Raw genomic sequence first — 19,586 nt, 5'->3', positions numbered from 1 at the left:
TTTTTATGTCCAGCGTTTGTCAGCTCCCCAACAGCCCACTGGTGTCCGCATCAAAGCGTTGCTTGGCCTGATTCGCCGCCGGTTTCAGCAAAGCGAGCAGGGCGGCTTCGCTGTACAGCCGAGTGACCGCCAATTCCTTGGGCGTCGGCTCAATCGGGATCAGCACGTCTTCGGTGTCGGCATGCAGCCAGATCGCGACCAGGTGAATGGCCGAGACAAACAGCACCCGCAATTCAACGGTTTTGCCTTGCAGTTGCGGCGACTGTTCCGCCAGTTTCAACGCACCGACCGTGGCGGCCGCCATGGCCCCGTGGTTCAGCGAAGAGAACTCGACATGCCCGCGCACATCAGCCAATTGCGCATCGGCAATCGTCACGCCATCGGAAAACACCAGGTAATGCCAGTCGCCGATTTTGGCGTCTTTCAGGCCTTTGCCCTGATGCAAATCCTCCAGGCTGAGCGAGTAACCGCGATAGGCCTCACTGAGGCTGATCTTGCTCGGTGTGGCATTGGCGAACTGGCGATTGATGCCGAAGCCCTGGGTTTGCAGCGCCGCTTGCAGCGCCGGACGCAAGGTTTGCACGCCGTTGGAAGGCGCCTTTGGATAAGTCAGTTGCATGATGTCGCCCTCCTAGTTTTTCACGGTGAAATAAGTGTTGGTCCAGTTGCCGCCGCCGTTGTACGAACCGGGGAACGAGTTCAGCGCACGGGTCGAATAGCCGTAGATCGAATCCGCGACCAGCACGTAGTTGCCGTTGGTGCCGTAGATCGCCAGGAAGTGCGCGCCGCCGCCGTACCAGGCGCAACGCAGACAGACCGGCCGGCCCATGTTGATCTGGTTCTGGATCGCCGACATCTGCAGCGAACCCTGATTCATACCGTTGAAACTGCGGGTGATCCGCAGGGCGGTATCCAGATAACCGTACACGTTGCACGGCCCCGGCTGATTGCAGCAGTTACGGTCCAGCGCAGCAGTGGCCACACCGCATTGGGTCCAGGACCCGGTGCCGTAATAGTTGCCGACCGAGGCGGAAGCCGCCGCCCAGCACCAGTTGGTCTGGGTTTGTGCTTGCATCGTGAAGTTGAGGCTGCCAGCGGCCAGTGCGCTGAGCGGTGCGACCGCTTCGACGTCGACCAGATGCGGGTCGAGCAGATGACTGACCAGGCACCTTGGCAGTGTCTCGCCGGTGAATTGCGTTGCTTCAGTGGTTAACATTCTTCAATCCTCCATGAGTGAAAACTAGCGTCCAGCTAGTGGGTGTGTAGCGGTGTGACCGAGCGATCGGCGTGTGCGGTTTGCCATGTTTGATGGCCGCTCCGATCCGGACTCGAGGTAACCTTAGGTGTGGATATGCGTTTGTGCAAATAATTAAATGCACTAGTGCAAATTCCAGATCAAAAGATCGCAGCCTTCGGCAGCTCCTACGAGATGGGTGCCCGACCATAAAGTATTGAGCGGACGGGATCTCGTGTAGGAGCTGCCGAAGGCTGCGATCTTTTGACTTTGCTCCTAACCCTCCGCCTTTTTATCCGCCGCATCCAACTCCTTCAACCGCTGATCGATCAACTGGCACTTGTCCGGCAAATCCGCACTGGCCGTTCCCAAGTCCATCTTCTGCAACTCATCGTTAATCTCCTTGGCCTTCTGCGGATTCTGTTGCGTGAGCCGGGTCACTTCCTTGGCCAATTGTTCGCGCTTGGCGGTGGCTTCTTCGGGTGTGCAGGCCCAGGCGGGGAGGGCGCAGGCGAGGGTGGCGGCGAGGGTGAGTTTCAGCAGGGTTTTCATGGGCAGGGCCTCAGTTCCGGTTAAGGCGGGTTATCCGGTTGAGGGTTTGTTGGCGTGAAAAGTTCAGCCGTTTGAGTCCTTGGCGGTGTGAGTTCTTTGGAGGCGGGTGAAAATCGTGAAGAGGTATTGTTTCAATAATACGTTAGTATCGGGACGACTTATTAAGGAACCCATACATAATGCGAGGCAGTGAATACGCCCAGCTTCGGGCCTTTGTCGCGGTGGTCGAGCATGGCAGTTTCGTGCGCGCGGCTGCTCATTTGGGGATGTCGGCGTCGGCGCTGAGCCAGACCATCCGCCAGTTGGAAGAGCGGCTGGACGTACGCCTGCTCAACCGCACCACGCGCAGCGTGTCGCCCAGCGACGCCGGTGCGCGGCTGCTATTGCGCCTGCAACCGGCGCTCAACGAGGTCGATGCAGCACTGGCCGGTGTCACGCAAACGCCGGGCACGTCGCCCAGCGGTCGACTGCGCATCAACGCGCCACGGATTGCGGCGATTCATTACCTGGCGCCGTTGATCGGGCCGTTCCTGAACACCTATCCCGGCGTGAGCCTCGACATTGTCACCGATGAGCGTTTGGTGGATATGGTCGCGGGTGGGTTTGATGTCGGAATCCGGCTTGGTGAAAGCCTCGATCAGGACATGATCGCCGTGGAACTGAGCGGGCACCTGGAAATGATGGTCGTGGCTTCACCCGCGTACACCGAGCAATTCGGCACACCGCACACGCCGCATGATTTGAGCGAGCATCAATGCCTGTCCTATCGTGGGCCCACTGACGGTAGCCTGTATCGCTGGGAGTTTGAGCGCGAAGGCGAACGGCTGGCGATCTCGGTCAATGGTCCGTTGGTGGTCACCGAGCCGGAATTGCTTACCCGCGTGGCGCTTGAAGGGGCGGGGATTGCGTATCTGTTTGAGCATCAGGTGCGGGAGCACATCACTTCCGGGCGGTTGGTGCATCTGTTGCCGGAGTGGACGCCGGCGTTTCCCGGTTTTTACCTGTACTACCCCAAGCAGCGGAAAATGGAACCGGCGTTGCAGGCGTTTGTGGATTTTGTGAAGAAGCCGCTGCCACCGGATTCCTGATCTGACTGTGGGAGCGGGCTTGCTCGCGAAGGCGATTAACAGTCGACATCTCTATTGCCTGATGTACCGCTTTCGCGAGCAAGCCCGCTCCCACAAGGGGAGCGCATTCCAGATGCTAGCCCCCCATGACAGCAACTGGACGACGCCTTGCCGTCGTATTTGTCGTGGTGCTTCACCCACTCCATGATTTCCTCTTCATTGCGCCCCTTGGGCGTCAGGTCGAGGTAGTTGTAGGCGCCGACCAGCAGGTCCAGGCCACGTTCATAGCTGGAATAGGTGTGGAAGATGTCGCTCGCTTCGTTGCGATAAAACACGCTCAGGCCGGGGAGTTCTTCTTCGGGCCAGTCGGATTTTTCGTAGTTGTAGGTCGCCGTTCCAGCGGCGATGTCTTCAGCTCGGGCCGAGACGCCGAAGTCGTAGTTAAAATCGCAACCTTCTGACGATACCCAGTCGAATTTCCAGCCCATGCGCCGCTTGAAGGCCTGGAATTCGGCGAACGGTGCGTGGGAAACCGCCACCACCGCCACGTCATGGTGGGCCAGGTGCAGGTTGGCACCGTCGATGTGGTCGGAGAGGAACGAGCAGCCGGTGCAGCCTGCGTCCCAGCCTTTGGCGAACATGAAGTGATAGATGATCAGTTGACTGTTGTCGCCGAACAGGTCGGCCAGTTTCAATTCGCCGTTCGGGCCCTGGAAGCGGTAGTCCTTGTCGATCTTCACCCAAGGCAGGGCGCGGCGTTCGGCGCTGAGTCTGTCGCGTTCCTTGGTGAAGGCTTTTTCGTGGGCCAGGTGTTGCTTGCGGGCGGCGAGCCATTCTTCTCGCGAGACGACGGGATGGTTCTGAATGTTCATGGGTTTTCTCCTGCGGGATGCTGGGAGTTGGCTTACACAGCCTAGTCGTTCGGCCTGTGGAAAATTCGACATACCACCGGTCGGTGCCGTTCAAAACCTCGGCTGAACGGCTACCCGCCATGTCGGTCACAACCTATGAAGGCCATCACACACTCTGGCTTGGAGGTTGAAAGGATGACGACTTATAACTGGGATTTGATCGAGCGCTTGCTGCACGAAGTGCAGCACGGTGAAGGCAGCTACACGCCCCGGGCCTATGCCGAGCAGTACGCGGCGGAGAAAGCATCGGAAGGCGAGCAGACTGAAAACCTGGATCACTTGAAAGCGGTGGCCGGCGAGTACGAAAAGTTACTGCTGGAGCGCGGTTATATCGAGCCTCGGCCCGAAGAGCAGGGCGGCACGGGCTCGAACTACATTTTGACGCCGCGGGGCTCGAGTTTATTGAGCTTGATCGACAGCAGCATTCCGGGTAATGACCATCCTCGGCAGGTGTTGGATGAGCAGCAGGATGCGCTGGATGAAGTGACGTTTGATGAGGTGGCGTCGAAAGCGCAGATTGCCTGAAGAACACCCCGAAACGAATGTGGGAGCGGGCTTGCTCGCGAAGGCGTCGTATCAGTCAACATTGATTTCGACTGATACGGCGCCTTCGCGAACAAGCCCGCTCCCACAGTGGGTTTTGTGTTGGGCTTAGCCTTGTTTAACCGCTTTCAGGCATTTCAAATCATTGAAATCCCTCCTCACCCCATCAATCTTCTTCAACAGCCGCTGCCGCTGTTCCGGCGTGCTCTCGGCCATCAAGTCCACCAGCAACCCCCGGGCCTGTGCCTCGGTGTTGGCGTAGGCCTGGCGGTAAGCCGGGGTCCATAAACTCTCGCGATTGATCAGAAGCATCTCGATTCGTTGTGGGAATTCTGGACTCTGCCGTTGCGCCACTGCGGCGCTGAACTGCTTCTGCCAATGCACGCGGTTGGCGATCCATTGCTGATTCTGGTCACCCAAGGCGTTCGACCAGGTCACCACCCGTTGCTGCTGGGTGGGGCTGAGCGGCCCGAGCCAGTCGTTCAGGCGCTTGGTCATGCGCTCGCCACGGTCCTTGATTTGCTGGTCGAGGGACGGCTTGAGGTAGTCCTCCTGGCGTTTGCGCTGGTCCTTGGCGAAGGCATCGTTCATCTCCGCCACTTGCTGGTCATCCAGCCCTTGCAACAACTCGATGGCCGACGGGGTGATTTCCCTGGCGGTCTGGGCGATGGCTTGCTTGGCTTCCTGAGTGCGGGCCTTGAGCGCTTCGTCGGTGACCTGATTGGTCTCGACCATCGCTTGCAACCGGTCCAGCCAGTCGAGGTAACCCGGCAGTTGGGTGGTGCAATGCCAGCTCAGGTGTTCCTTGAGGCGTTCGTTGAACCAGCCTTTTTGTTCGCCGTTCATGTCCAGGTAATCGCTGAGCGTCCATGGAATGATCACGTCGAGGTTGCGGTAGGCCAAACCCATTCGGCTGCAAGCGCCGAGGGCCAGAGTGATGGTGATGAGGAGGGCAACGCGTTTAAACCAGCGCGACATGGGCGAGTCCTTGCGAAGGCCTGGCTTCTTTGAAGGTGTCTCTATGTGAACGCAAGATAAGCCCGGCAGTTCAAGCCGATCAATAGAAGGAGCGTTCGGCTTTGAGGGTGACCAGCCCGTCGCATTGGCTGTTGTGCCCGGAGTAGGCGGAGCAATCACTGCCACTGAGGCTGGAGTCGCTGTAGATCAGGTCCAGGTCGACGCCCATGAACGCACGGGACAGTTGCAGCGACCAGTCGGTGAAACTGCCTATCGCGCCACCGTCGACGGACACGGGCGTGTTGAGCTGGTGGGTGGTGTATTTCATGCTGATGCCGATGCCGAACGGCTGATTGCCCCCCAGGTCGGCGAACACGGTGCTGTTCTGTTTGTCCGGGTCGTTGCTGAAGGCGGCGCCGAAACGGCTGCCGAGGAAGGTCAAACCACCGAACAGCTCCTGGCTGTCGAGGGTGTCCACTTTCGGATAGCTGTAATGGATCATGCCGACTTCGTAGCCGAGGGTTTTATCGAAGGGTTGTTTAAAGCCCATGTAGGAATCGACTTCGAGGTTGCTGCCCGGGCTCAAGCCCATGCTCGGCGACCATTGGCCGACGTAGAAACCGCTGTCATGACTCAGGTCGAGGCCGCCGTGGAACGAGCCGGTACTGGCGGGCTTGACCAAACCTTGGGCCATGCTGCGGCTGGGGGTGGTGCCGAGCTTGAGATCGAAGTCGCCCAATTCACGCTGGAAGATTTGCGCGTTGGCACTCGAGCACCACACGAGGAGGGCGCCGAGCAATAGATAGGAGGGTTTGAGCATGCGTCACTCCATGACAGCGAGGAAGCAGTCACCAAAAGTCTGCTGAAACGCTTAATCTAGACGTGTGCAAGCATACCGGCGAATGCTCGGCATCGAGGGCCGTTCGTCGATTTCTGGAATATTGATTGGATTTTGCGGAGTGTTGCGGGAGGTTCCAGTCCAAGCGCTTCGAAGCTCAAAGCGCTTACGGACCAGTTAAAGCAGGGTGTTACTTCTTGCCGAGCGTGATTTGCTTCGACGGGCCGAATGTCTGGCCGCTGACGCCTTTGGCAATTTGCTGGATCTCGCCACCGGACTTGAGGAAAGCAGCAATCTGGTTGTTGATCGATTCGCTGGTTTCAACGGCTGGAGCTGGCTTTGCTTTGCTGTTGGATGCTTTTACACGCATGGCGGCCATTAACCTGTAGAAAATTAACTTGGCCAGGCATCGTACAGGAAATACTTGACAATTGCTTGGTAAATATCCCCCTGAAATAACCGAGGCAATCACTCGATTATTCACAAGTTGTTGTTCGAATTATCCAGCTAAGCTGCTGTTTTAAATAAGAAGATGGGCTGGGGAAAAGCACCTCCGGCTTGCCGGAGGCTGAGCTGGGGTGCAGGATCCGTCTGACGAGCGGCCGCAAGCCTGTCGGCAAACCCAGGAAAATTAAGGCTTTCAGAGGATTTTCTCGCGTCACTGGGCCGGCCGGCGAGCGCGGCCCGCAAAACCGGGTAGAATGCCGCCCACGCAATGAGGGTATTGGAAATGGCTTTAGTCGGGCGCTACAACAGTTTGCAAGTGGTTAAACACACTAACTTCGGTTTATATCTGGACGGTGGCGCGGACGGTGAAATCCTTCTGCCGAATCGTTATATCCCTAAAGATATTCCCAGCGAAGATGAAGATTGGCTCAACGTTTTTGTTTATCTGGACAGCGATGACAAACTCATCGCAACTACCGAAACGCCGAAAGTTCAGGTCGGTGAATTCGCCAGTTTGAAAGTCGTTGAAGTCAACAGCATCGGCGTGTTCCTGGATTGGGGTCTGCCGAAGGATCTGTTGCTGCCGTACTCCGAAGAAAAACGCCAGATGACTGCCGGCGAGTATGTGGTGGTGCACGTCTACCTCGACAAGCACACCCGCCGCATCACCGCGACCGCGCGCCTGGACCGTTACCTGGACAAGACCCCGGCCAACTACGCCCTGGGCCAGGAAGTTGACCTGCTGGTGGCCGAAGCGACCGACATGGGCTTCAAGGCAATCATCAACAACAAGCATTGGGGCTTGATCCACAAGAACGAAATCTTCAAGTTCATGCGCGCCGGTAAAGAAGAGAAGGGCTTTATCAAGGAGGTCCGTTCCGACGGCAAAATCAGCCTGAGTCTGCAACCGGTCGGCGAAGAAGCCGCCACTAGCCTGAACTCGAAGATCCTCGCCAAGTTGCGCGACAACAACGGTACCCTGCCGATCAGCGACAAGAGCGATCCAACCCTGATCAGCAGCATGTTCGGTGTCAGTAAAGGCAACTTCAAGAAGGCCATCGGCGCGTTGTACAAGAACGGCCAGATCGTCATTCATGCCGATCGCATTGAACTAAGCTGACCTCGCGCCAGCCCCATGTAGGCGCTGCCGCAGGCTGCGATCTCTTGATCTTATAAAAGCAAAAGATCGCAGCCTGCGGCAGCTCCTACGTGGAGTTCACCTGAGGTCGAGTGTTATGAAAAAAGCCTTGTTCGCTTACGCCGGCACCTTGCTGGCGTTTCTCGTGTTGGACGGCCTCTGGCTCGGCGTGCTGATGGCGCCGACCTACCGCGCGCTGCTCGGCCCGCTGATGCTCGACCAACCGCTGCTGGCCCCGGCTGCGGTGTTCTATCTCCTTTATGTCCTCGGTTGTGTGGTGTTTGTGGTGTTGCCGGCGCAGCGCTGGCAACGGGCCGCACGTATGGGCGCGTTGTTGGGGTTGGTGGCTTATGGCACTTATGACCTGAGCAACTGGGCGACGTTGAAAGGGTGGTCGGCAGGGTTGGCGGTGATGGATATGGTGTGGGGGGCTTTTGCGACGAGTGTGGCCTGCACTGTTGGGCATTGGGTAATGCGCAAGGCGCGATGAGCTGAGTAGCCTGTGATGACGCCTTCGCGAGCAAGCCCGCTCCCACATGGGGAGTGTGTCTGCCGAAGATCTTCATCCCACACAAATCCCTGTGGGAGCGGGCTTGCTCGCGAATTGACTGCGCAGCAGTCACCCATTCCAGTTGTATACATAAAATTTTGCACCGTTAGCAGGCGACTACGCCCTGTTCATGAGCATTCTCCTTCTGAGTACTGGCTTTAAGCCCGCCGCGTAGCAGTCGTAAAGCCGCGTTCTGTCACACGATTAATCCTTATGGCACGCATTCTGCGTAGCAACTCGTATACAAACGATACCGGCTCCCGTACGCAGTAGGGTGGGGCCGGTCTGACGAGGAGCCCCGCGATGACCGAGCAAATGCCCAACGGCTACAGCCCACGCCTGTATAACCAGGACCTGGGGCCGCTGCCGCAGAAATGGAATTGGTACAACATCTTCGCTTTCTGGATGAGCGACGTGCACAGCGTCGGTGGCTATGTGTTCGCCGCCAGCCTGTTCGCCCTCGGGCTGGCGAGTTGGCAGGTGTTGATCGCTTTGCTCGGCGGGATCTGCATCGTGCAGTTGATCGCCAACCTGGTGGCCAAGCCGAGCCAGCAAGCGGCGGTGCCATACCCGGTGATCTGCCGATTGGCGTTCGGCGTGTTCGGGGCGAATATTCCTGCGGTGATCCGCGGCCTTATCGCCGTCGCCTGGTACGGAATTCAGACGTACCTGGCGTCCAGTGCGCTGATCATCGTGGTCCTGCGGTTTTTTCCTGCGATGGCGGCCTACGCCGAACCGCATTTTGCCGGTTTGTCCTACCTGGGCTGGTTCGGTTTCCTCAGCCTGTGGTTTGTTCAGGCGCTGGTGTTCTGGACCGGCATGGAATCGATCCGCCGTTTCATCGATTGGGCCGGGCCCGTGGTGTACGGCGTGATGTTTATGCTCGCCGGCTGGATTGTCTGGCAGGCCGGGTGGAGCAATATCAGTTTCACCCTCGCGGAAAAATCCCTGTCAGGCTGGGAAGCTTTCGGACAAGTGATTGTTGCGACGGCGCTGGTGGTGTCGTACTTTTCCGGGCCGACCCTGAATTTCGGCGATTTCAGTCGCTACTGCCGCAGCATGGCTGACGTGCGCCGGGGCAATTTCTGGGGCTTGCCGGTGAATTTTCTGGCGTTCTCTTTGGTGACGGTGGTGATCGTCTCCGGCACCTTGCCGGTGTTCGGTGAAATGCTCCACGACCCGATTGCCACCGTGGCGCGCATCGATAACAGCGTGGCGGTGTTGCTCGGTGCCTTCGCCTTCATCACTGCGACCATCGGCATCAACATTGTCGCCAACTTCGTGTCCCCGGCCTTCGATTTCGCCAACGTCGCCCCGAGCAAGATCAGCTGGCGTGCCGGCGGCATGATTGCCGCTGTGGCGTCGATCTTCATCACCCCGTGGAACCTGTTCAACAACCCCGAAGTGATCCACTACACACTTGATGTACTCGCGGCGTTTATCGGTCCGTTGTTCGGGATTCTGCTGGTGGATTACTACCTGATCAAAAAACAGCAGATCGACGTGGATGCGCTGTTCAATGACGGGCCGAGCGGTAAGTATTACTACAGCGGCGGGGTCAACTGGACGGCGGTCAAGGCGCTGATTCCTGCAACGTTGATGGGCGTGGCGATCACCTTCACCCCGGTGCTGCAACCGATGGCCAACTTTGCCTGGTTTACGGGGTGCTTTCTCGGTGGCGCGATTTACTTCGTTTTGGCCTGGCGCGAGCAAACCCGGTCCACGGTCGCGATGGTGACCACTGGCTGAACGCAGGGATTGTTTTTAAACAGATGTCTGGCAGGCGGCATTTTCTGGCCAACTGGTTAATAATCGGCAGCATAATTTTTCGCCCCAGCCTTGTGCTGGGGCTTTGCTTTTTACTGTCGAGTCACTGCCATGGATTGTGTTGTCGAGGTGTTCCGGTGAGCGCCACCCGGCGTAGCGCCGATGGGTTTGCCCTGCAAGTGATGCTCGGGCTGTGCCTGATCTGGGGTGTGCAGCAAGTGATGATCAAATGGGCGGCGCCGGACATCGCGCCGGTCATGCAGGCCGCAGGGCGCTCGGGTATTTCTGCGTTGCTTGTAGGACTTCTCATTTGCTGGAAGGGCGGTTGGGATCAGGTCAGTCATACGTGGCGCGGTGGACTACTGGCCGGTGCGCTGTTTGGTCTGGAGTTCTTCTTTATTTCCGAAGGCCTGCAACTGACCACCGCTGCGCACATGTCGGTGTTCCTCTACACCGCGCCTATTTTCACCGCGTTGGGCGTTCATTGGCTGTTGCCGAGCGAGCGTTTAAGGCCGGTGCAATGGCTGGGGATTTTTCTCGCGTTTGTCGGGATCGCCATTGCGTTTGCCGGCGGCGTGTCCTGGGACAATCTCGACCGCCGCATGTTGATGGGCGATGCGTTGGGCGTACTCGCCGGTGCCTCGTGGGGGGCGACCACCGTGGTGGTGCGCGCCTCGCGGCTGTCGGAAGCACCGGTGACCCTGACGCTGTTCTATCAACTGATCGTCGGGTTTGTCGGCCTGTTGCTGATTGCGATGCTCAGCGGTCAGGTCACCCACGTCAGCCTGACCACCGTGGCGGTGGCCAGCGTGCTGTTCCAGGGTCTGGTGGTGTCGTTCTTCAGTTACCTGACCTGGTTCTGGTTGTTGCGCCGCTATCTGGCGGCAAACCTGGCGGTGTTTTCGTTCATGACGCCGCTGTTTGGCGTCACGTTCGGCGTGGTGTTGTTGGGTGAAGGCCTGAGTCTCAACTTCGTCGTCGGCGCGGTGCTGGTGCTGCTCGGCATCACCTTTGTCAGCGCTGAGCAGTGGGTGCGCCGTCGTTTGCGCAGAGCCCTCGGCCAGTACTGACGGGGCGCAGCAACAATCCCCCGGCGATCAGCAATCCGCTGCCGGCAAAGATCAGCGCGGGCTGCAAGCCACCGCTGAAATGGCTGCTCGTTGCGGCTAGCAACGGCCCGGCGAGTTGGCCCACGGCGAAGCATGCGGTCAGCAGCCCGGCGTTGCGCTGGGTGGCGTGGGGTGCCAGTTCCCGGGAGCGTTGCATCACCAATTGCATGCAGGCGAGGAACGGCGTGCCGCACAGGATGACGCCCAACGCCAGGCCTGGACCGCTGCCCAGCAAGCAGGCGAAGACCCCGGCGGCTTGCAGCCACAACGTCGCCATCAGCCAATGCCGCGTGGCATTCGGGGTGTGCCGACGCAAACTCACCAGCAACACCCCAATCGCTGCCGCGAGGCCGAAACATGGCCAGAACAGATCCGCCATCCATTGCCCGTGGAACTGCGCGTTGGCCATTTGTGAGAGGAAGGTGGCGGGGATGATGTAGCCCAGGCCGTACAAACCGTAGATCAGGCCCAAACGACCGATGCCCTGGTGACCTGATGTATTAACGGTCGGTGCTGCTACTGCGGTTGTCGGTTGTGGCAGGAAGGGCAGGATGACCAGCAGCATCACTAGCGCAACAGCGGCATAGATCAGCCACAAGGTCGCGGAAGTTTGCCCCAGCAGGTGTGAGCCCAAGGCCAACATCCCCGTCAGAAAAATTCCCAGCCCTGGTCCGGCGAATACCAGCGCGCCCAACCGTGGTCGACCGGCCGCCGCAGCCAGTGGCTGGCTCAGCGCTGTAATCATCACTAACACCCAGGCACTGGCCACGCCGGTGCCAAAGCGCAGCAGCAGATGGGACCAAAAGCCATTGGCCCAGAACGACGCCAGGGTCAGCAGCACGCACAACCACAAACCACCCAGCAACCGCAGTCGAACGTGGTGATGGCGGCGGGCAAACATCGCGTCCACCGCGCCGACGAAGTAACCGAGATAGTTGGCCGCGGCAATCAGACCGGCGGCCGTCAGGTCGATCTGACCTTCGCTGAGCAGGTGCGGCAGTTGCGGCGTCAGGGCGAAGCGCCCGATACCCATGGCCATCATCAAGGCGATGAAGCTGGCGGTTAAGCGAATCAGAGGGGACATGGTCTGAATTCCGGTAAAGGATCAATGACCGTCAGGCTAGGATCGATTGACTTTCTTTTAAAATGAATAATAGTGAGTAACTTGTTCTGATTTGGAGAATGTCGTGGAATTCAGCCAATTGCGGATTTTCCAGGCTGTCGCGCAAGAGGGTTCCATCACTCGCGCGGCTGAACGCTTGCATCGGGTGCCGTCGAACCTGTCGACCCGGCTTAAACAACTGGAAGAGCAACTCGGCGTCGAACTTTTCCTGCGTGAGCGTCAGCGTTTGCAGTTATCGCCTGCGGGAAAAGTCCTGCTGGACTACACCGCCAAGCTGTTTGCCCTGCACGACGAAGCCAGCGCGGCGGTGCAGGGCGGGCAACCGGCGGGTGACTTCGTGCTCGGCACCATGTACAGCACGGCCGCTATCCACCTTCCGGGGCTGCTGGCGCGCTATCACCGCACTTATCCGGCGGTGAACCTGCAAGTGCAGTCCGGCCCCAGCGGCGAATTGCTCGAAGGTCTGCTCACCGGGCGTCTCGATGCGGCGCTGGTGGACGGTCCGCTGGAACTGGCGGGCCTCGACGGCGTACCGTTTTGCGACGAACGGCTGGTGCTGATCAGCGAGGCCGATCACCCGCCGATCCTCAGCGCGATGGATGTGCAAGGGCGCTCGGTGTTCACCTTTCGCCAGGGCTGTTCCTACCGGATGCGCCTGGAAGCCTGGTTCGCGCACTACCACGCGGCGATGGGGCGGGCGATTGAGATCGAGTCTTATCCGGGCATGCTCGCCTGCGTGGTCGCAGGCTCTGGCGTGGCGCTGATGTCGGAGTCGATGCTCGCCAGCCTGCCGGGCCGCGAAAGCGTCGCGGTGCACCCGCTGGCCGAGCCGTTTGCCAGCGCCACCACGTGGCTGATGTGGCGCAAAGGCATGGTCGGGGCGAACCTCAACGCGTGGCTGGAGCAGCAACAATTGGTCTATCCGACGGTGCCGAGTCCGGCGCTGGCGACGGCTTGAACTATTGGTCAGCTATTTGGATCAATTCAGTAACAGATCATTGCGATCTTGGGCGAGCATTGCGTAGGACTTCGGACTATTATCAGTGCGAAGTGGCTACAGAATTTTGGCCACTCGGCACTACCCTGAAGGGGGCACCATGAAAGAGAAAATCCAAAACTGGCTGCACGATCTGGGTGTCGCACTCGGTTTGATCGAACCGCCTCTGCAACCTGTGCCTATCCGCACTGACGACGAACAACGTCGACGCCAGCCGCGCCGCCGGTAAGGTCTGCCGAGCACCGTGTGTCGCAACTACCGAGCGCTCCCTGTAGCAACTGCCGAGCGCTGTTTGTAGCAGCTGTCGAGCACCGCGAGGCAGCGTTCGGCTGCGAAGCAGTCGCTAACCCAGTGTGCATAGTTTTCCTGACACACCGCACCGCTTGATCTTACGATGACTTCGTCGCCGAACGCAGCCTCGCAGGCTCGGCAGCTGCTACAACCGAACGCAGCCTCGCAGGCTCGGCAGCTGCTACAACCGAACGCAGCCTCGCAGGCTCGGCAGCTGCTACAACCGAACGCAGCCTCGCGGTGCTCGGCAGCTGCTACAAGGGCTGCGCTAATTCAGTGCCGCCCAATGCTCACCAAAAACCGACTCAAATCCTCCGCCGTCCTGGCGTCCTTGAGCATCCGGTCTTCTTCCGCTGTAAACGCCGTCAACCCCAACTCATCTTCCAGATGGAAGATCAGCTCCTCGATATCCTCATTATCCAATCCCATCTGCGCCAGGTTGGTGCTGTCATCGAAGTCATCCTGACGTTCCAGCAGGCGGCTGATGAAACAGTGCACGGCAGCGCGAACGGCAGCTCTTTTCATGGTCGGTCTTCGAGGGCGTTATTGTTGTTGTCCCTGGGTTGAGTACAGCAGGCTTCAGCCGTGGGAACGCTGCCACTCGTCAATCATCGTGCGTAAATGTTCCCCGGAAAAACTGCCGAAATGCCCGCCGTGCACAGTGCGGATCGGCAGCGCATGCAAGCGTTGCAGGCTGCGGGCGTAGTCGTCGAGGTTGGAGTGGTAGGCGTCTTCGATCAGAGGACCGTCGTAGATGATGTCGCCGCTGAACAGGGTTTCGGTCGCCGCTTCATACAAACTGATGCCGCCCGGTGAATGCCCCGGCGTGTGCAGCACTTGCAGCACGCGGTCGCCCAGATCCAGCACATCACCTTCCTCAATCAGACCCGTGGCCGGCGCGGCTTTGACCCGGTACTCGGCGTAGCACAACGGGCAGTCGGGATGGGCTTCGAACATCTCGTCGCCGACAAACGCCGTGCTCAAGGTGTTTTCGCCATCGGGCTCGGCGAGGATTTGCGCTTCGGCCGGGTGCACCAGGCGTTCGGAGAATTCGTGGTGCCCGGCGATATGGTCGAAATGGCAATGACTGGCCACCGCCACCAACGGCCGTTCGGTGATCCACGGCAGTTGCTCGCGCAGGCTCACCAGCCCCGAGCCGCTGTCCAGCAGCAAGTCCTTGTCACGGCCCTGGATGTGCCAGAGGTTGCAGCGGTAGAAGGGCCGGATGTAAGGCTCGTGAATCAGACGAATGCCGTCGGCCAGGGTTTTCACTTCGAACCACTGATCGCGGCTGACGATCTTCATAAGCAGATTCCTTCAGACGAAAAAAAACGGGTGTGGCAACCGACGCCACACCCGTCGAAGAAAGCATCAAGTCTTTATAGAAAGCTTAGACGGCGCTCGCCACCACGGAAGGGCGACGGGACATCAGGCTGACCAGCACGAAGCTCACCAGACCTACACCGAGGCTGTAGTAGATCGGCGTGTTCGCATCCAGACCATCCTTGAACATGAACACCAGCGCGGTGGCGAAGCCCATGCCCATGCTGGCGATAGCGCCGGCGGTGGTCGCGCGTTTCCAGAAGATCGCGCCCATCAGCGGGATCAGCATGCCACCCACCAACAGGTTGTAGGCCAGGGTCAGGGCGCTGATCACGTCGTTCACGATCAGGGCGATGCCGAGTACCACGATGCCGGTCATCAGCGTGAACAGGCGGTTGATCCGCAGGCTCGACTGTTTACCGCCACGCAGTTTCGGCAGCAGGTCTTCTGTCAGGGTGGTGGCGGCGGCGAGCAGGCCGGCGCTGGCGGTGGACATCATCGCGGCCAGTGCCGCAGCGATCACCAGGCCACGGATCCCGTCCGGCAGGGACAGTTTGACGATGGCGGCGAAGGCGTTGTTGACGTTGTCCAGGTCCGGGATCAGCACGTGAGCGGCCATGCCGATCAGGGCGCAGGCCAGTCCGTAGAGGATGCAGTAGAAACCGGCGAACGTACCGGCGTACTGCGCGACTTTGGCGGACTTGACGGTGAACACCCGCTGCCAGATGTCCTGGCCGATCAGGATGCCGAAGAAGTAGATCATGAAGTAGGTGATGATGGTGTCCCAACCGATGGTGGTGAAGCTGAAGGCGGCGGCCGGCAGTTTCAGCACCAACTCATCCCAGCCGCCGACGCGATACAGGCAGATCGGCAACAGGATGAACATCAGGCCCACAGTCTTGATCACGAACTGGACGATGTCGGTCAGGGTCAGCGACCACATGCCGCCGATGGCCGAGTAGATCACCACCACGCCACCGCCGAGCAGTACCGAAATCCAGAACGGCAGACCGAACAGCACTTGCAGCACGGTGCCGATGGCCAGGATCGAGGTCACGCCGATCATCAGCGCATACGCCAGCATGATGATCGCGCTCGCGGAGCGGGCCATCGGGTTGTAGCGTTTTTCCAGGACTTGGGTAACGGTGTAGATCTTCAGTTTCAGCAGCGGCTTGGCGAGGAACAGGTTCAGCGCCACGATCCCGCAACCCAGTGCGGCGCACAGCCAGAACCCGGAGATGCCATGGACATAGCCCAGACGCACGGTGCCGACGGTGGATGCGCCGCCCAGCACGGTGGCGGCCATGGTGCCCATGTACAGGCTCGGGCCGAGGTTGCGACCGGCGACCAAAAAGTCTTCGTTGGTCTTGGCTTTGCGCATGCCGTAATAGCCGAGTATCAGCATCGCGGCGGCGTAGATGAGTACGACGAATAAATCCAATGCCATGATGGCGTGTCTCCGATTGTCTTTTTTATGGTGAGGCGAAAAATCAATTCCCTTGTGGGAGCGGGCTTGCTCGCGAAAGCGGACTGTCAGTCACATTGATGTTGAATGTGCCGCCGTCTTCGCGAGCAAGCCCGCTCCCACAGGGGTAATGCGTTTGATCAGGCGGCTTGGCGCAACGCCGCTTTACCGAGCGAGTCCGTGCCTTTGCTACGCGCATCCTGCGGCCCAAACACTTCCCGCGGTTCCGGGAACAGGCTCAGCAACGCGAAGTACACCAGCGAAGCCAGGCCCAACGTCACCGGCAAGGAGATGTCGATGCCACCGGCCAGATCGCCCAGCACACCCACAAACTGCCCCGGCAGGTTCACGAAGCACAGGCCCACCAGCGCACTCGGGATCCAGGCCCCCAGACCACGCCAGTTCCAGCCGTGGGTGAACCAGTAGCGGCCACCTTTTTCGCCACGGGTGAACACTTGCAAGTCATCCGGGCAATAGAAGCCGCGACGCACCACCAGGCCGATGATCATGATCACCATCCATGGCGTGGTGCAGGTGATGATCAGCACGGCGAAGGTCGACACGCTCTGCACCAGGTTCGCCGCAAAGCGCCCGATGAAGATGAAGGCAATCGACATCACGCCAATCAGCAGCGTGGCCTTGACCCGCGACAGCACCCGAGGGAACACGCTGGACATGTCCAGCCCGGTGCCATAAAGGGAGGTGGTGCCGGTGGACATGCCGCCGATCACCGCAATCAGGCACACCGGCAGGAAGAACCAGCTCGGCGACACCGCCAGCAGACCGCCGACATAGTTGTTGGCCGCGATGTAGTCCGGTGCCTTGATCGCCACGATGGTCGCGGTGGCCAGGCCGAACAGGAACGGGATGAACGTCGCGATCTGCGAAATCACCACCGCCGCCATGATCCGGCCTTTTGGCGTGTCGCGAGGAATGTAGCGCGACCAGTCACCGAGGAACGCACCGAAGGAAATCGGGTTGCTCATCGCCACCAGCGCCGCACCGATGAACGCCGCCCAGAAGCCCGGTTGACCCAGGCTGACGGTGCCGGCGTAGTTCACATCGAAAGGCCCGGCGAAGGCGAAGATGCCCAGCAGGAACAGCAGGCTGGCGCTCCACACCGCGATCTTGTTGACCCACAGCAGAAAGCGGAAACCGTAGATGCACACGGTCAGCACCAGGATCGCGAACAGACCGTAGGCCAGGCCCAGGGTCAGGTCGGTTTCCGGCAGGCCGATCAGGCGTTTGGCGCCACCGATCAGCGCATCCCCCGAACTCCACACACTGAGCGAGAAGAAGGCGATGGCGGTCAGCAGTGACAGGAACGAACCGACGATCCGCCCGTGCACGCCGAAGTGTGCACCGGAAGACACGGCGTTGTTGGTGCCGTTGATCGGGCCGAACAGGCCCATCGGTGCGAGGATCAGCGAACCCAGCAACACGCCCAGCACAATTGCCCAGACACCGGCCTGGAACGAGAGGCCGAACAGCACCGGGAAACTGCCGAGCACGGCGGTGGCAAAGGTGTTGGAACCGCCGAAGATCATCCGGAACAAGTCCGTCGGGCCTGCGGTGCGTTCGCTGTCCGGGATCTGTTCGACCCCGTAGGTTTCAATTTGCGTAAGGCTTTGGTCGTTGTCTTTGTTGTTGTTATTCATGATCAGCTCCGATCATAAAGGCGCGCTCATCGTGTGTGAGCGTCACCTGTTTGGCTAAGGGGATGGCAGCCCTTCCGGCATTGCGGACAAATGTTCATGGCAGGCCAGCCATAGGCCTTGTTGTTCTTGGCCAGACGCTTGTTTCTTGAAAACAATCGTCTCGCGCTCCTGGCTGAAGTGTTGCTCCCCTTGCATGCGCAGATCGGTGGCCACGTCATGGATGAAAATCGCCACGTCACCTTGCAGGCTGACAAAGGCGTTGCTCGACGTGCACGACAGCACTTCGAAGCCATCCTCGGCGCGCCAGGTGTCCCACAACGCCTGATAGGCATCGCGCGACAGCAGGGGCTGTTCGAGGGTGTAGAACACGAAGCTCGCATCGGTGCTGAACGCACCGAAGTAGGCTTCGCGATCGTTACGGGCAAAAGCGCTCACCAGATCGGCGGCGGCTTTCAAAACCTGATCGCGTTCGTTCATGACCAATCCTCAGCGGTGGGCCACGCCAGGCAGTACGCAGAGCATTTCGTACAGCAGGTTGGCGGCCAGCAGCGAGGTATTACCGGTGGTGTCATAAGCGGGCGAGACTTCTACCAGATCGCAGCCGACCAGGTCGAGGCCTTGGCAGCCACGCACGATTTCAATCGCCTGAATGGTTGTCAGACCACCGATTTCCGGGGTGCCGGTGCCAGGGGCCCAGGCCGGGTCGATGCCGTCGATGTCGAAACTCAGGTACACCGGACCGCCGCCGACTTTCTCGCGAACTTCGGCCATCAGCGGCGCCAGGGATTTGTGCCAGCACTCTTCGGCTTGCACCACACGGAAGCCTTGTTTGCGGCTCCAATTGAAGTCTTCAGATGTGTAGCCCTGGGCGCGCAGGCCAATCTGCACCACGCGGTCGGGGTCCAGAAGACCTTCTTCGACGGCGCGACGGAACGTGGTGCCGTGGGCGATCTTCTCGCCGAACATGTGATCGTTCACATCGGCGTGGGCGTCGATGTGCACCAGGCCGACCTTGCCGTGCTTCTTATGGATGGCACGCAGGATTGGCAGGGTGATGGTGTGGTCGCCGCCCAGGGTCAGGGGGATCACGTCGTGTTCGAGGATGCTGTGGTAGGACTCTTCGATGATCCGCACGGCGTCCAGCAGGTTGAAGGTGTTGATCGCCACGTCGCCGATGTCGGCAACCGACAGCGAATCGAACGGTGCAGCGCCGGTGGCCATGTTGTACGGGCGGATCATCACCGATTCGGCGCGGATTTCGCGAGGTCCGAAACGGGTGCCGGGGCGCAGGGACGTACCGATGTCCAGCGGCACACCAATGAAGGCAGCGTCCAGGCCGGCAGCGGTGGTCAGGTGGGGGAGTCGCATCATGGTGGCGATGCCGCCGAAGCGCGGCATTTCGTTGCCGCCCAGTGGTTGGTGAAGAATCTTGTCCACGGGTAAGGCCTCATCGTCGTTGTTTTATTTATGTCGGCGCGCCGTTCACGGAAGGTACGGGCACCGCTGTGGGCCGATCATGCGAAATGTAGTGAGCGGGAAGAATCGCTACGGGCAAATACTTAGTTCAGATTTTTCTAAACTAATGACGGGGGCGACGATAGACTTGCCACCTCGCC

Annotated in this window: 21 protein-coding genes and 1 pseudogene; 8 read left to right on the top strand and 14 right to left on the bottom strand. The window is 59.6% G+C overall.

Translation table 11 applies throughout. The annotated features are described in order from the left end of the window. Positions 1-19: 19 nt before the first annotated feature. The 3 genes from HB680_RS03590 to HB680_RS03580 all read right to left on the bottom strand — a co-directional run bounded on the left by HB680_RS03590 (position 20) and on the right by HB680_RS03580 (position 1,786). The gene (locus tag HB680_RS03590; protein ID WP_213937202.1) at positions 20-619 is read right to left on the bottom strand and encodes a hypothetical protein; all 600 of its coding nucleotides are present in this window, start codon (positions 617-619) and stop codon (positions 20-22) included. A 12-nt stretch (positions 620-631) separates the two neighbouring features. Continuing rightward, positions 632-1,216, bottom strand: coding sequence for a papain-like cysteine protease family protein (locus HB680_RS03585; protein ID WP_213937201.1), 585 nt, complete (start codon positions 1,214-1,216; stop codon positions 632-634). Positions 1,217-1,510: 294 nt separating this feature from the next. Continuing rightward, complete coding sequence (locus HB680_RS03580) at positions 1,511-1,786, bottom strand: hypothetical protein (protein WP_213937200.1); 276 nt, start codon at positions 1,784-1,786, stop codon at positions 1,511-1,513. A gap of 179 nt (positions 1,787-1,965) precedes the next feature. Between HB680_RS03580 and HB680_RS03575 the strand changes: the two genes are divergently transcribed. Further along, a complete protein-coding gene (locus HB680_RS03575; RefSeq protein ID WP_213937199.1) occupies positions 1,966-2,874 on the top strand; it encodes a LysR family transcriptional regulator in 909 nt (302 codons plus the stop codon). 119 nt (positions 2,875-2,993) lie between these two features. Here the strand turns inward: HB680_RS03575 and HB680_RS03570 are convergent. Then, positions 2,994-3,725, bottom strand: a pseudogene (locus HB680_RS03570) (thioredoxin family protein); the annotation flags it as partial. A gap of 174 nt (positions 3,726-3,899) precedes the next feature. Here HB680_RS03570 and HB680_RS03565 point away from each other — a divergent pair. Further along, entirely contained in the window at positions 3,900-4,289 is a 390-nt protein-coding gene (locus tag HB680_RS03565; RefSeq protein WP_213937195.1) for a transcriptional regulator, read from the top strand. A gap of 126 nt (positions 4,290-4,415) precedes the next feature. Here HB680_RS03565 and HB680_RS03560 read toward each other — a convergent pair whose 3' ends face one another. The 3 genes from HB680_RS03560 to HB680_RS03550 all read right to left on the bottom strand — a co-directional run bounded on the left by HB680_RS03560 (position 4,416) and on the right by HB680_RS03550 (position 6,481). Then, positions 4,416-5,285 carry a DUF6279 family lipoprotein gene (locus tag HB680_RS03560; RefSeq protein WP_213937193.1) on the bottom strand — a complete coding sequence of 290 codons (870 nt, stop codon included), beginning with the start codon at positions 5,283-5,285 and terminating at the stop codon, positions 4,416-4,418. 79 nt (positions 5,286-5,364) lie between these two features. Beyond that, the gene (locus HB680_RS03555; RefSeq protein ID WP_213937192.1) at positions 5,365-6,084 is read right to left on the bottom strand and encodes a TorF family putative porin; all 720 of its coding nucleotides are present in this window, start codon (positions 6,082-6,084) and stop codon (positions 5,365-5,367) included. Positions 6,085-6,292: 208 nt separating this feature from the next. Beyond that, positions 6,293-6,481, bottom strand: a complete 189-nt coding sequence (locus tag HB680_RS03550; RefSeq protein WP_017337097.1) for a hypothetical protein — start codon at positions 6,479-6,481, stop codon at positions 6,293-6,295. A gap of 351 nt (positions 6,482-6,832) precedes the next feature. On the opposite strand from HB680_RS03550, the gene HB680_RS03545 reads away from it, so the two are divergent. The 4 genes from HB680_RS03545 to HB680_RS03530 all read left to right on the top strand — a co-directional run bounded on the left by HB680_RS03545 (position 6,833) and on the right by HB680_RS03530 (position 11,074). Beyond that, positions 6,833-7,669 (top strand): S1-like domain-containing RNA-binding protein, encoded by an 837-nt coding sequence (locus HB680_RS03545; RefSeq protein WP_213937190.1) that lies wholly within the window; start codon positions 6,833-6,835, stop codon positions 7,667-7,669. A 115-nt stretch (positions 7,670-7,784) separates the two neighbouring features. Continuing rightward, on the top strand, positions 7,785-8,177 hold the full coding sequence (locus HB680_RS03540) for a DUF2177 family protein (protein ID WP_213937188.1): 393 nt from the start codon (positions 7,785-7,787) through the stop codon (positions 8,175-8,177). 363 nt (positions 8,178-8,540) lie between these two features. Then, on the top strand, positions 8,541-9,986 hold the full coding sequence (locus HB680_RS03535; protein WP_213937186.1) for an NCS1 family nucleobase:cation symporter-1: 1,446 nt from the start codon (positions 8,541-8,543) through the stop codon (positions 9,984-9,986). Positions 9,987-10,141: 155 nt separating this feature from the next. Further along, entirely contained in the window at positions 10,142-11,074 is a 933-nt protein-coding gene (locus tag HB680_RS03530; protein WP_213937185.1) for an EamA family transporter, read from the top strand. Here HB680_RS03530 and HB680_RS03525 read toward each other — a convergent pair. Further along, entirely contained in the window at positions 11,019-12,197 is a 1,179-nt protein-coding gene (locus tag HB680_RS03525; protein ID WP_213937183.1) for an MFS transporter, read from the bottom strand. The two genes, HB680_RS03530 and HB680_RS03525, sit on opposite strands and share 56 nt — an antisense overlap. A 103-nt stretch (positions 12,198-12,300) precedes the next feature. Between HB680_RS03525 and HB680_RS03520 the strand changes: the two genes are divergently transcribed. Beyond that, positions 12,301-13,194, top strand: a complete 894-nt coding sequence (locus HB680_RS03520) for a LysR substrate-binding domain-containing protein (RefSeq protein ID WP_213937182.1) — start codon at positions 12,301-12,303, stop codon at positions 13,192-13,194. Positions 13,195-13,333: 139 nt separating this feature from the next. Beyond that, positions 13,334-13,462 (top strand): PA1414 family protein, encoded by a 129-nt coding sequence (locus HB680_RS32630; protein WP_003184145.1) that lies wholly within the window; start codon positions 13,334-13,336, stop codon positions 13,460-13,462. A 335-nt stretch (positions 13,463-13,797) separates the two neighbouring features. Here HB680_RS32630 and HB680_RS03515 read toward each other — a convergent pair whose 3' ends face one another. The 6 genes from HB680_RS03515 to speB form a co-directional block, all read right to left on the bottom strand. Further along, entirely contained in the window at positions 13,798-14,049 is a 252-nt protein-coding gene (locus HB680_RS03515) for an acyl carrier protein (RefSeq protein WP_213937180.1), read from the bottom strand. A 54-nt stretch (positions 14,050-14,103) separates the two neighbouring features. Then, positions 14,104-14,829 carry an MBL fold metallo-hydrolase gene (locus tag HB680_RS03510; RefSeq protein WP_213937178.1) on the bottom strand — a complete coding sequence of 242 codons (726 nt, stop codon included), beginning with the start codon at positions 14,827-14,829 and terminating at the stop codon, positions 14,104-14,106. A gap of 85 nt (positions 14,830-14,914) precedes the next feature. Next, positions 14,915-16,294, bottom strand: coding sequence for a sodium:solute symporter (locus HB680_RS03505; protein ID WP_213937177.1), 1,380 nt, complete (start codon positions 16,292-16,294; stop codon positions 14,915-14,917). Between the two features lie 158 nt (positions 16,295-16,452). Next, entirely contained in the window at positions 16,453-17,970 is a 1,518-nt protein-coding gene (locus HB680_RS03500) for a cytosine permease (RefSeq protein ID WP_213937175.1), read from the bottom strand. A 54-nt stretch (positions 17,971-18,024) separates the two neighbouring features. Continuing rightward, complete coding sequence (locus HB680_RS03495; RefSeq protein WP_213937173.1) at positions 18,025-18,447, bottom strand: nuclear transport factor 2 family protein; 423 nt, start codon at positions 18,445-18,447, stop codon at positions 18,025-18,027. 9 nt (positions 18,448-18,456) lie between these two features. Beyond that, positions 18,457-19,407 carry an agmatinase gene (gene speB, locus HB680_RS03490; RefSeq protein ID WP_054049162.1) on the bottom strand — a complete coding sequence of 317 codons (951 nt, stop codon included), beginning with the start codon at positions 19,405-19,407 and terminating at the stop codon, positions 18,457-18,459. Between the last annotated feature and the right edge of the window lie 179 nt (positions 19,408-19,586).

Origin of the sequence: Pseudomonas sp. dw_612 (assembly GCF_018449725.1) — a bacterium.
GTDB lineage: Bacteria > Pseudomonadota > Gammaproteobacteria > Pseudomonadales > Pseudomonadaceae > Aquipseudomonas.
Note: the sequence above shows the minus strand (reverse complement) of the source record. Positions and strands in the feature narration are given on the sequence as shown.

Bases quoted from the DNA above. Each gene is read 5' to 3' on its own strand.
- HB680_RS03590 (WP_213937202.1), bottom strand. From the start codon at position 619: ATGCAACTGACTTATCCAAAGGCGCCTTCCAACGGCGTGCAAACCTTG.
- HB680_RS03585 (WP_213937201.1), bottom strand. From the start codon at position 1,216: ATGTTAACCACTGAAGCAACGCAATTCACCGGCGAGACACTGCCAAGG.
- HB680_RS03580 (WP_213937200.1), bottom strand. From the start codon at position 1,786: ATGAAAACCCTGCTGAAACTCACCCTCGCCGCCACCCTCGCCTGCGCC.
- HB680_RS03575 (WP_213937199.1), top strand. From the start codon at position 1,966: ATGCGAGGCAGTGAATACGCCCAGCTTCGGGCCTTTGTCGCGGTGGTC.
- HB680_RS03565 (WP_213937195.1), top strand. From the start codon at position 3,900: ATGACGACTTATAACTGGGATTTGATCGAGCGCTTGCTGCACGAAGTG.
- HB680_RS03560 (WP_213937193.1), bottom strand. From the start codon at position 5,285: ATGTCGCGCTGGTTTAAACGCGTTGCCCTCCTCATCACCATCACTCTG.
- HB680_RS03555 (WP_213937192.1), bottom strand. From the start codon at position 6,084: ATGCTCAAACCCTCCTATCTATTGCTCGGCGCCCTCCTCGTGTGGTGC.
- HB680_RS03550 (WP_017337097.1), bottom strand. From the start codon at position 6,481: ATGGCCGCCATGCGTGTAAAAGCATCCAACAGCAAAGCAAAGCCAGCT.
- HB680_RS03545 (WP_213937190.1), top strand. From the start codon at position 6,833: ATGGCTTTAGTCGGGCGCTACAACAGTTTGCAAGTGGTTAAACACACT.
- HB680_RS03540 (WP_213937188.1), top strand. From the start codon at position 7,785: ATGAAAAAAGCCTTGTTCGCTTACGCCGGCACCTTGCTGGCGTTTCTC.
- HB680_RS03535 (WP_213937186.1), top strand. From the start codon at position 8,541: ATGACCGAGCAAATGCCCAACGGCTACAGCCCACGCCTGTATAACCAG.
- HB680_RS03525 (WP_213937183.1), bottom strand. From the start codon at position 12,197: ATGTCCCCTCTGATTCGCTTAACCGCCAGCTTCATCGCCTTGATGATG.
- HB680_RS32630 (WP_003184145.1), top strand. From the start codon at position 13,334: ATGAAAGAGAAAATCCAAAACTGGCTGCACGATCTGGGTGTCGCACTC.
- HB680_RS03515 (WP_213937180.1), bottom strand. From the start codon at position 14,049: ATGAAAAGAGCTGCCGTTCGCGCTGCCGTGCACTGTTTCATCAGCCGC.
- HB680_RS03510 (WP_213937178.1), bottom strand. From the start codon at position 14,829: ATGAAGATCGTCAGCCGCGATCAGTGGTTCGAAGTGAAAACCCTGGCC.
- HB680_RS03505 (WP_213937177.1), bottom strand. From the start codon at position 16,294: ATGGCATTGGATTTATTCGTCGTACTCATCTACGCCGCCGCGATGCTG.
- HB680_RS03500 (WP_213937175.1), bottom strand. From the start codon at position 17,970: ATGAATAACAACAACAAAGACAACGACCAAAGCCTTACGCAAATTGAA.
- HB680_RS03495 (WP_213937173.1), bottom strand. From the start codon at position 18,447: ATGAACGAACGCGATCAGGTTTTGAAAGCCGCCGCCGATCTGGTGAGC.